This is a genomic window from uncultured Caballeronia sp. (assembly GCF_964243625.1).
Taxonomy (GTDB): Bacteria; Pseudomonadota; Gammaproteobacteria; order Burkholderiales; family Burkholderiaceae; genus Caballeronia.
Map to the genome: position 1 here is coordinate 1 of NZ_CAXTGZ010000181.1, position 10409 is coordinate 10409.

Annotated in this window: 11 protein-coding genes; 3 read left to right on the forward strand and 8 right to left on the reverse strand. The window is 58.8% G+C overall.

Going from position 1 to position 10409, the window contains the following annotated elements:
• The 8 genes from ACFFAR_RS14325 to ACFFAR_RS14360 all read right to left on the reverse strand — a co-directional run.
• A partial coding sequence (locus ACFFAR_RS14325) for a CoA transferase (RefSeq protein WP_174362747.1) occupies positions 1-1113 on the reverse strand: 1113 nt, incomplete at its 3' end.
• A gap of 53 nt (positions 1114-1166) precedes the next feature.
• On the reverse strand, positions 1167-2600 hold the full coding sequence (locus ACFFAR_RS14330) for an MFS transporter (protein ID WP_375508037.1): 1434 nt from the start codon (positions 2598-2600) through the stop codon (positions 1167-1169).
• A 128-nt stretch (positions 2601-2728) separates the two neighbouring features.
• The gene (locus ACFFAR_RS14335) at positions 2729-3064 is read right to left on the reverse strand and encodes a c-type cytochrome (protein WP_174362748.1); all 336 of its coding nucleotides are present in this window, start codon (positions 3062-3064) and stop codon (positions 2729-2731) included.
• A gap of 3 nt (positions 3065-3067) precedes the next feature.
• Positions 3068-3391, reverse strand: coding sequence for a ribbon-helix-helix domain-containing protein (locus tag ACFFAR_RS14340; RefSeq protein WP_174362749.1), 324 nt, complete (start codon positions 3389-3391; stop codon positions 3068-3070).
• A 63-nt stretch (positions 3392-3454) separates the two neighbouring features.
• On the reverse strand, positions 3455-5023 hold the full coding sequence (locus ACFFAR_RS14345) for a GMC oxidoreductase (RefSeq protein WP_174362750.1): 1569 nt from the start codon (positions 5021-5023) through the stop codon (positions 3455-3457).
• Between the two features lie 39 nt (positions 5024-5062).
• Complete coding sequence (locus tag ACFFAR_RS14350; protein WP_375508038.1) at positions 5063-5683, reverse strand: twin-arginine translocation signal domain-containing protein; 621 nt, start codon at positions 5681-5683, stop codon at positions 5063-5065.
• Positions 5684-5723: 40 nt separating this feature from the next.
• On the reverse strand, positions 5724-6119 hold the full coding sequence (locus tag ACFFAR_RS14355) for a VOC family protein (RefSeq protein ID WP_174362751.1): 396 nt from the start codon (positions 6117-6119) through the stop codon (positions 5724-5726).
• Between the two features lie 184 nt (positions 6120-6303).
• Positions 6304-6813, reverse strand: a complete 510-nt coding sequence (locus ACFFAR_RS14360; RefSeq protein ID WP_174362752.1) for a DUF1993 family protein — start codon at positions 6811-6813, stop codon at positions 6304-6306.
• 231 nt (positions 6814-7044) lie between these two features.
• Between ACFFAR_RS14360 and ACFFAR_RS14365 the strand changes: the two genes are divergently transcribed.
• The 3 genes from ACFFAR_RS14365 to ACFFAR_RS14375 form a co-directional block, all read left to right on the forward strand.
• The gene (locus ACFFAR_RS14365) at positions 7045-7761 is read left to right on the forward strand and encodes an FCD domain-containing protein (protein ID WP_174362753.1); all 717 of its coding nucleotides are present in this window, start codon (positions 7045-7047) and stop codon (positions 7759-7761) included.
• 350 nt (positions 7762-8111) lie between these two features.
• Positions 8112-9869, forward strand: a complete 1758-nt coding sequence (gene oxc, locus ACFFAR_RS14370; protein WP_062001248.1) for an oxalyl-CoA decarboxylase — start codon at positions 8112-8114, stop codon at positions 9867-9869.
• A gap of 23 nt (positions 9870-9892) precedes the next feature.
• On the forward strand, positions 9893-10409 hold a 517-nt coding region (locus ACFFAR_RS14375; protein WP_375508039.1), incomplete at its 3' end, for a CoA transferase.

Here is a 10409-nt window from a genome sequence, read left to right on the forward strand (position 1 = left end):
CTCGGGCGCGGGCGATGTCGGCGCGGTGTCGGCATCGGCGAAACGAAAACCCGCGCGAGTCACGCGTTGGCGGGTTGCGGCGTCATCGCCATTGAATTCGTGCACGAACTCGCGCGAGACCATATGCGGATGCGCGAGGATTTCCGGCACCGACATCACTCGCCCGGCGGGCACGCCGGCTTCGATGAATTTCGCGTCCCAGTTCACCGCGCTGTCCGACGCCAACGCGGTTTCTATCTCCAGCTTCAACGCCGCCCGATTGATCTTGCGTGCATTGCGCTCGGAGAAACGCGGGTCATCGGCCAGATCCGGGCGGCCGATCAAGCGGCACAAACTCACGAACTGCTTGGTTTCGTTTGCGGCGATATTGAGCAAACCGTCGCCCGTCCTGAACGTGCCCGAAGGCGCGGCCGTGAAGTTCTCGTTGCCCATGGGCGAAGGCGTGACGCCCGCGTTCAGATAATTCGATACAACCCAGCCCATGGTCGAAAGCGTGGCTTCGAGCATCGATACATCGAGCATCCTGCCGCGGCCGTTTGCGCGTGCATCGACCAGCGCGGCGCAAATGCCGAACGCGGCGGTGAGTCCGCCAACCGTATCGGACACCGGATAACCCACGCGCAGCGGCGCGCTGTCGGAATCGCCGGTGACGCTCATCACGCCCGAAATGCCTTGAATGATCTGGTCGTAAGCGGGGCGTTTCGATAGTTCGCCATCCTTACCGAATCCGGAGATAGCGCAATAGACAAGTTTCGGATTGATCTCGCTGAGCGCTTCGTAGCCGAGTTCAAGCCGCGTCATCACGCCTGGCCGGAAATTCTCGACCAGCACGTCCGCGGTCTTGACGAGCGAACGAAGAATTTCCTTGCCGCGTGCGTCTTTCAGATTCAGCGTGATCGATTGCTTGCCTGCATTCACCGCAACAAACGATGCCCCCATGTCACGCGCCGATGCTTCTTTATCGGCGCCGAGCCTGCGCGCAAGATCGCCCCCTTCGGGATGCTCGACCTTGATGACCTCGGCGCCAAGCAGCGCGAGTTGATAGGCGCAAAACGGCCCGGCCAGCACATTCGATAAATCCAGCACCCGCACTCCAGCTAACGGAAGCGTCATGTCAAACCCTCTTGTTTAAAGCCGAAAAATCCATGCAACCTGACCGCCAGGCGTCAATGCGAGATCTCGTCCAGATTGCGATTGTTCGTACGCGGTCCAAAGATGCCGATGGCACCCATCACCATGATCATCGACGCGCTGATCAACGCGAACACGCCCGTCACTTCGAAGTGACGCAGCGCGAACGCAATCATGAAACCCGAGAACATGGCGGAAAGACGCGAGATGGAATAAACGAGACCGACGGCGCGCGCCCGCAGCCGCGTCGGAAAAAGCTCGGTTTGATACGCGTGGTAACCGACCGAAAGCAAGGTGCCGCACAACGTGATCAACACGCCGAGAATCATCAGCATGACGGGCGATGTCTGCGTTGCAAACAAACTGCCGAACACGGCAATACCCAATGCGGACAATACGATCAGCGTCTTGCGTTCGATACGGTCTGCGATCGCCATGCCAATCAGCGGCCCGAACGGATTCGAGATTGCGATAACAAACGAATACAGCAAGCTGTGCGTGATCGTGACGCCTTTCGAGACGAGCAGCGTCGGCACCCAGGACGCAAATCCATAGAAACCGATTGCCTGGAAAAAGTTGAAAACGAGCATGGTGATTGCGCGCTTGCGATACGGCGGCTGCCAGATTTCTCGGAACGCCGCTTTCGTGGTCGCCGGTTCAACGGTCGCAACCGGTTCCGGCAGCGGACGTCCATATTGCGCGGCGACCTTCGTTTCAAGCGCATGGAGCACATGTTCTGCTTCCGCGGCACGGCCTTGCTGCGCGAGCCAGCGCGGACTTTCCGGCACGCGTTGACGGATCGCCCACACCACGAGCGCACCCAGCGCCCCGATGATCACGACCCACCGCCAGCCATCCAGCCCGAATGGCTTTTGCGGCACGAGCCACCACGCGAAAAATGCGACCGACGGCACCGCCGTGTATTGCACAAGGTGAACGAATGCGAACGCACGCCCGCGCAAGTGTTTGGGCACGAGCTCGCTGACGTAGGTATCGATGGTCACGAGTTCCACGCCCACGCCAATGCCCGCAATCAGACGCCACAGGTTGATTGCGGGTGCAGTGGTCTGGAATGCCATGACGAGAGTTGCGATGGAGTACCAGAGCAACGAGACGGTGAAGATGCTTTTGCGGCCATACTTATCGGCCATACCAGCAAGAAAGAACGTGCCGATAAACAAGCCCGCGAACGATGCCGCCACGAACGCGCCCAACCCCGACACGCCGAAGAACGAAGCGGTCGTTGTCGAATACAAGCCGCTTTTCACGAGACCCGGGCCTACGTAGGCGGTGAAAAACAGGTCGTAGAATTCGAACCATCCGCCAATGGACAGCAGGAAAACAAGCATCCACACCGAGCGCGTAGCCGGCAAGCGGTCGATGCGTGCGTTGATGCCGGGCACGGTTTCCTTCGCGCCGGCGTTTGGTTTGTGCGATCCAGAGGTCGCATCGATTGGCAGACTTGCCATTGAACCCTCCTACGGGTGTCTCATCTTTATCGTTCTATCTAACAGAACGCCGTTCTGTTTACGAGTTATGCGAGGTTAGTGCGTGAGGAGGGCACGCGAAATAAGGGGTTTTACCTAGTCGCCGTGTTTTATGACTTCGCACCCGCAAGTATCCAGGCAATGACCGTATGCAGATCGGCATCGCTGATATTGGGGTTGGGAGGCATCGGAATTTCGCCCCATACACCCGCGCCGCCGTTGCGGACTTTCGTGAACAACTTGTCGGGCGCGGAAGGGTCGTTCTTGTACTTCTTCGCGACTGCCTGATATGCCGGTCCGACGACCTGCGTTTTCACTGCGTGACAGCCAAGGCAGTTGTTCTTTTGCACAATCGATAAAGCCGCTGCTCCGTCCGGCGCCGCGTGGGCCGTGATTGCCGTCGACACGAACGCCGAACACATCACCCCGATCAGCACTTTCTTCATCGTTTAGCCCACCACCTTGTCTGCCGCGCTGTTCGCCACGTGGCTGCGAAAGTCCATCGATGCGTTTGCCCTCAGCCCTTGATATCGAAGACAGGTGACGCGAAGGAATGATGCAAAGTTCGTCGTCTCACCAAGATGCTGCGTGATCTCCTCATGCAATTTGGCGATGAGTTGATTGGTGGTCATGTCGTTATCGGCGGCGAGTTCGGAGAGTGTTTGCCAGAACAGGTTTTCTAGGCGGATGGTGGTTGTCACGCCGCTGATGCGCACCGAGCGGGCGCGGCATTCGTAGAGAATCGGATCGGTTTGCGCGTAGATCCTGCACATGAACGAGCTCCTTGCAAAAAGCCACGAAGGCGGAGCCGCCGGATGGCGGCTCCGTTCCGGCATCTAGATACTCCGGCGTTTCATCTGGTCCGCGATGTAATCCGATTGCCGGATCGCCAACGACACAATCGTGAGCGTCGGGTTTTCGGCGGCGCTGGTTGTGAACTGGCTGCCATCGGAGATAAAGAGGTTGGGGATATCGAAGGTCTGGCCGTGTTTGTTGCAGACGCCATCGCTTGATTTCGCGCTCATCCTGCACGTGCCGAGATTGTGCGTGGACGGGTAGGGCGGTGTACGCAACGTCTTCACCGCGCCCGCTGCCGCGTAGATCGCCTCGCCTTGCTTGAACGCGTGATCGCGCATGGCGATATCGTTTGGATGGTCGTCGTAGTGAACGTTCGCGACCGGCAAGCCGACTTGATCCTTCACGTCGTGATTCAGCGTGATGCGGTTCGTCTCACGCGGCATGTCTTCACCCACTATCCACATGCCTGCGGTATTTGCGTAGTTATCCATATAGTAAGTGAAGTCCGATCCCCACGCGCCCGGGTCGAAGAAGGCCGCCGCAAAAGGAAGCCCGAGCGAGATGGTTTCCATCTCGTAGCCGCCCGCGAAGCCGCGCTTCGGATTGAACTCGGCTTCATCCGTGATGATGCCGGCCATCACCGTTCCCCGATAAAAATGCACCGGCTCCTTGAACACGCCGTACACGGAACCGGTGGTGTGACGCATATAGTTGCGCCCGACCTGGCCCGAGCTGTTCGCGAGTCCGTCAGGATTCTTCGATGATTCCGATAACAACAAGAGGCGCGGTGTTTCTATCGAATTGCCTGCGACGCACACCACACGTGCGCGCTGACGTTGCTGTTTGCCGTCCGCATCCATATAGATCACGCTGCTTGCCTTGCCGGCCGCGTTCGTTTCGATGCGCATGACATGCGACTCGGGACGCACTTCAAGCCGGCCGGTCGCTTCACCGGCGGGAATCTCGGTGTAAAGCGTCGACCACTTCGCGCCTGACTTGCAGCCCTGGAAACAGAATCCCAATTGCATGCATTGACCGCGCCCTGCTCGCGGACGGCTGTTGATTGCCATGTGGCCGGTATTGCAGTTCTTGTAGCCGACCTTGGTCGCGCCGTCGTACATGATCTTGAAGTTGTTGTTGCCCGGCAGACCCGGAATGCCGTTCGTGCGCGTCACGCCCATCTTGTTCTCGGCGCGCGCATAGTACGGTTGAAGATCGGAAAGCGTAATGGGCCAGTCGAGCAGATTCGCTTGATCGATGGAACCATAGGTCGTGCGCGCCTTGAACTCGTGCTCGTGAAAACGCAGCGATGCACCCGCCCAATGCGTCGTCGTGCCGCCGACCGTCTTGCAGATCCACGCCGGCAATTCGGGGAAATCTTTCGCGACGCGCCAGTTACCGGACGTCGTGCGTTTATCGGTCCACGCGAGTTGCCCGAAGGACTTCCATTCGTCGTTGATGAATGTGGCCGATGACTGCCGTTTGCCCGCTTCCAGCACCACCACTTTCACGCCCTTCTGACACAACTCGTTCGCAAGCGTCCCGCCGCCCGCGCCCGAACCGACGATCACGACGACCGAGTCGTCGTTGTAGTCGAACTTAGCCATGCTTGCCTCCTCGGCAGATTTTCGCGTTCAGGTTCGGATTCAGGCGACCGGCGGACTCGCGGCCGCAGGCGGGTTCGGCAACCATGTCAGGTCGTTGAATCCGCGGCCGACGTAACCGCCCTTGCTGAACGCCTCGCCTTCATAGCCGAAGTGCGCAAACGACATGTCGTTGTTGTAGAGCGAAGTGACGCATTGCGCGCGCACGAGCAGCACGAACGGATCGGTCTGGTTCGCTTCGACGATAGCCGTGCGTTGTGCATCGGAGAGCGCGGTGTTGCCGGCCCATTTTCCTTGCGATGCATCGTTCAGTTTCGCCACGCCGTTCTTGATCACGTCCATCGTTTTCTGATCGGTGGCTTTTGCGTCGACATCTTTTGCCGCGAGCGCGTAGACCGCGTCGGGCAGCGTCTTGTGCGGATAGAGCGTGCGCGCAAGCGTCATGATGGCGTCGGCCTGAGCCTGGTCGATATGCGTCAGCTCGACCGCCCACGCGCGGCTCGGCGCAAGCAACGCGATGGGCGTGCCGGCGACCAGTACGCCGGACAGCATCACCGAACCTTTGAGGAAGTGCCTGCGGCTGACACGCGCAGACGGTGCAGCGGCTGCGAAACCGTGCAGGCTTTCGGCAGCGATGACGGCAATGGGGATTGCCTTGGGCATGATTGTCTCCTTTTATAGTTTGACCGGCAGTCGCTTCAGTTCATACGTAGTGACCCTCCCTCGATAGCACTTCGATCTTGTAGCCGTCGGGATCGGTGATGAAGAAAAAGCGCGCGGCAATGGCGCCGTCGTGCGTGAGTGATTTGAGATCGCCCGGCTGCATGCCCTGGCTTGACAACCGGTCGCGAAACGCCTCGATGTCATCGACCGCAAACGCCACGTGACCATAGCCCGTGCCGTGTGTATAAGGCGTTGTCGTTCCTTTGTTCAATGTGAGTTCGATCTCGGCGCCGCTCTCCGGGTCGCGCAAATAGACGAGAGTGAAAGTATCGAAATCGAGGCGATGCGACTCGCGCATGCCGAACGCGTCTTGATAGAACGCGATAGAACGATCCAGCGCTTCAACGCGGATCATCAGATGGAGATATTTGGTCATGCGCGCCTCGTGTCATAGCGTCGCTTCAGTATGCAACGTTGACACAAAAGCGGGTAATAGCGGGTTATTACGCTGCTGGAACGGGCCTGTGTTTTCCCTTATGGAACGTGTTCGCTCGGGTGAAACACCTAGTACGTATCGCTGCGCATCAAGAAGATCGGCAGCGATACGCAGGGACCAACAATCAATAAGCGCCCATGTAGTCGCGCTTGCCGATCTCGACGCCGTTATGACGCAGGATTGCGTACGCGGTCGTCACGTGAAAGAAGAATTGCGGCAAGCCGTAGTGCTGCAAGTACGCGCTGCCGGCAAGCTTCTTTTCTTTAGGTGTACCCGGACGCAGCACGATTTCCTTGTTTTCGCTGCCTTCGAATTGCGCGGCATCGAAGGAAGCAACGTGAGCCAGCGCCTTCGCGATCAGCGCCTGCAAATCGGCAAACGTCACTTCGGTGTCGGGCCATGACGGTACTTCCGCGCCGGCGAGGCGCGAGCTCACGCCTTTAGAAAAATCCACCGCGATCTGTACCTGGCGCACGAGCGGGAACATGTCAGGGAACAGGCGCGCCTGCAACAGCGCATTCGGTTCAATGTTCTTTTCGGTTGCGTGCACTTCAGCTTTCCGGAGCACCTCGGACAAAGCCGTCAGCATTTGCTTGAAGACCGGGACGGATGCGTTGTAGATGGAAATGGTCATGATCACTTTTACGTAGATGTGGGTGGGTCCGCTATAGCGCCGGATGCCGCGCCAGATTATACGGTCGCGCGATGAAGGCGCGGAGTCGGTCGGCCCAATAGGTACCGGGAAAACCCGAGGTCACATGAACACATCAAACAGCGTTATGCTGCGCTTGTTCTTGATATACCATATTGGATATATTTAAATAACGATGCTGCGCCGAATACCGACAGGGAGACACCCACCTCAATGGCTGATACGTATGTTGGACTCCGCCCGACGCCGCTGACACTCGCGCTCGTGCCGATCAGCGCATCGGCCTCGCTGCGCGACCAGGCGTACGCACGACTGAAGCAGGCTATCGCCGATGCAGATATTTATCGATCGCGTGAAGAGATCCGCCTCGATGAGAAAGAACTGACCGAAGCGCTGGGCGTAAGCCGCACGCCAGTTCGCGAAGCGATGACGCTGCTCGAGCAGGAAGGTTTTCTGCGCACGGTGCCAAGACGCGGCATTTATATACAGCGCAAGACCAAGCGCGAAATCGTCGACATGATCTATATGTGGGCCGCGCTTGAAAGCATGGCAGCACGCCTCGCCACGCTGCATGCGTCGGAGGAGGACATTGCAGGACTGCGCCGCATGTTCGACGATTTCCGCGATGCCACGCCGGCCGACCATATAGAAGAGTATTCGGAAGCGAATCTTGCGTTCCATCAGGCGATCCTGGATTTGTCGCAATCGCAGGTGATCCTCGACACCATGAAGAACCTCTTCGTCCATGTTCGCGCCATCCGGCGGATGACGATCGCGCAGAGCGACCGGGCGTCGCGATCGATCGTGGATCATATGCATATCATCGAAGCGCTGGAGCAGCGCGATACCGAGCGCGTCGAGCGCCTCGTCCGCCAGCATTCGGTGGAGCTTGCGCTGTTCGTCGAGACGAACTGCGATTTTCTCGATTGAATCGCGCGTTCCACAGTTCTTCCGAACGTACGCCGCACCATTTGCTTAGTCATCCGTAAGGTCTTGCGCAACCGTTTGCGCAGGTTGCGTTGGTCTGCGAAGCGCACTCATAAATGGCGAGTCGTTCGGCCTTCAAGAACGTGAATTTTCGGTGTCTCGCAAAATCGCATGTCCGGTCAACTTGGTGCGATGCACACACCCATTTTCCGAAAGCCGCGTCGAACATGGCTCATCTGATTTGCCGCACCGCAACAATCAAGCATCGAAACAAAAAGACGCTTGACTAATACTGTGTGTGGAATATTGTATATCACGAACTACACAAACACCCCGCCAAAGGAGGAGACGTCATGGCCGAAGTAGTAAGTAACCCGCAGAGCGCCACTGCAAGCGACACGCAAGTAGAAAAGAAGGCGGAAACGACGGATGGTTTCCATCTGGTCATCGATGCACTCAAGCTGAACGACATTCACACCATTTTCGGTCTGGTGGGTATTCCCATCACCGACCTCGCGCGCCTCGCGCAAGCCGAAGGTATGCGCTTCATCGGCTTCCGTCACGAGCAGCATGCGGGCAACGCGGCCGCTATCGCCGGCTACATGACGAAGAAGCCGGGCATCTGCCTGACGGTTTCCGCGCCAGGTTTTCTGAACGGCCTGACTGCACTCGCCAACGCGACCACGAACTGCTTCCCGATGATCCTGATCAGCGGCTCAAGCGAACGCGAGATCGTTGACTTGCAGCAGGGCGACTACGAGGAAATGGATCAGTTGAACGCAGCGAAGCCTTACGCAAAGGCCGCGTATCGTGTGCTGCACGCAGAAGATATCGGCGTGGGCATTGCACGTGCGATTCGCGCGGCCGTGTCTGGCCGTCCTGGCGGCGTCTATCTGGACTTGCCGGCCAAGCTGCTCGCGCAAACCATAGACGCTGTGAAGGCGCAGCAATCGCTGATCAAGGTTGTCGATGCCGCCCCGAGCCAGATTCCCGCCCCGGATTCCGTGAAGCGCGCAATCGATGTGTTGAAGGGCGCGAAGCGTCCGCTGATCCTGCTCGGCAAGGGCGCGGCGTACGCGCAGGCCGATGCGGAAATCCGCGCATTCGTCGAAAAGAGCGGCATTCCGTATTTGCCGATGTCCATGGCAAAGGGCCTCCTGCCCGATACCCATGAGCAATCGGCGTCTGCTGCCCGTTCGTTCGTGCTGCAGGAAGCCGATGTCGTGGTACTGATCGGCGCGCGGCTGAACTGGCTGCTGTCGCACGGCAAGGGCAAGACGTGGGGCGCGGTACCGAAGAAGTTCATCCAGATCGACATCTCGCCGACGGAAATCGACAGCAACGTCGCGATCGCGGCGCCCGTCATTGGTGACATCGGTTCGTGCGTGTCCGCGCTGCTGAACGAAATTGAGTCGGGCGGCTTTGCGAAGCCGAGCGTCGAATGGACCGGCGCGATCACCGAACGCAAGAGCAAGAACCTCGCGAAGATGGCCGCGACGCTCGACCAGAACCCGTCGCCGATGAACTTCCACAGCGCCCTGCGCGCCATCCGCGATGTGTTGAAGACGCGCCCGGACATCAACGTGGTGAACGAAGGCGCGAACACGCTGGACTATGCGCGCAGCATCATCGACATGTATGAGCCGCGCAAACGCTTCGACTCCGGCACGTGGGGAATCATGGGCATCGGCATGGGATTCGCGATCGGTGCGGCCGTGACGAGCGGCAAGCCGGTGGTCGCAATCGAAGGCGACAGTGCGTTCGGCTTCAGCGGCATGGAACTCGAAACGATCTGCCGATACGACCTGCCGGTGGTCACCATCGTGTTCAACAACAACGGCGTGTATCGCGGCACGGACGTGAACCCGACCGGTGGCAAGGACGTTGCGCCGACCGTGTTCGTGAAGGGCGCACGCTACGACAAGATGATCGAGGCATTCGGTGGCGTGGGTTTCAATGCCACCACGCCGGAAGAATTGACGAAGGCGCTGCAGGAAGGCATCGCGTCTGGCAAGCCGACGCTGATCAACGCTGTGATCGATGAAGCCGCGGGCACCGAAAGCGGCCGTCTGACGAACCTCAACCCGCAAAGCGCGGCGATGAAAAAGTAAAGCGAAGCTAAAGGAGACATCACATGAGCAAACCACTCGAAGGCATCAAGATCATCGACTTCACACACGTCCAGGCAGGCCCTGCGTGCACGCAGTTACTGGCATGGTTCGGCGCGGACGTTATCAAGGTTGAACGTCCCGGTTCAGGCGATGTAACCCGCAACCAGTTGCGTGATATTCCAGACGCCGACGCGCTGTACTTCACCATGCTGAACAGCAACAAGAAGTCGCTGACGCTCGACACCAAGAAGCCTGAAGGCAAGGAAGTGCTGGAGAAGCTGATCCGCGAATCCGATGTTCTGGTCGAGAACTTCGGCCCGGGCGCGCTGGACCGGATGGGGTTTTCGTGGGAACGGCTGAACGAACTGAACCCGAAGATGATCGTGGCGTCGGTCAAGGGCTTCAGCGACGGCCATCATTACGATGACCTGAAGGTCTACGAAAACGTCGCGCAATGCGCGGGCGGTGCGGCATCGACGACGGGCTTCTGGGACGGTCCTCCGACCATCAGCGCAGCCGCGCTCGGCGACAGCAACACGG

Excerpts from the sequence above, each read along its gene's own strand:
- ACFFAR_RS14330 (WP_375508037.1), bottom strand. The coding sequence starts at position 2,600 with ATGGCAAGTCTGCCAATCGATGCGACCTCTGGATCGCACAAACCAAAC.
- ACFFAR_RS14335 (WP_174362748.1), bottom strand. The coding sequence starts at position 3,064 with ATGAAGAAAGTGCTGATCGGGGTGATGTGTTCGGCGTTCGTGTCGACG.
- ACFFAR_RS14340 (WP_174362749.1), bottom strand. The coding sequence starts at position 3,391 with ATGTGCAGGATCTACGCGCAAACCGATCCGATTCTCTACGAATGCCGC.
- ACFFAR_RS14345 (WP_174362750.1), bottom strand. The coding sequence starts at position 5,023 with ATGGCTAAGTTCGACTACAACGACGACTCGGTCGTCGTGATCGTCGGT.
- ACFFAR_RS14350 (WP_375508038.1), bottom strand. The coding sequence starts at position 5,683 with ATGCCCAAGGCAATCCCCATTGCCGTCATCGCTGCCGAAAGCCTGCAC.
- ACFFAR_RS14355 (WP_174362751.1), bottom strand. The coding sequence starts at position 6,119 with ATGACCAAATATCTCCATCTGATGATCCGCGTTGAAGCGCTGGATCGT.
- ACFFAR_RS14360 (WP_174362752.1), bottom strand. The coding sequence starts at position 6,813 with ATGACCATTTCCATCTACAACGCATCCGTCCCGGTCTTCAAGCAAATG.
- ACFFAR_RS14365 (WP_174362753.1), top strand. The coding sequence starts at position 7,045 with ATGGCTGATACGTATGTTGGACTCCGCCCGACGCCGCTGACACTCGCG.
- oxc (WP_062001248.1), top strand. The coding sequence starts at position 8,112 with ATGGCCGAAGTAGTAAGTAACCCGCAGAGCGCCACTGCAAGCGACACG.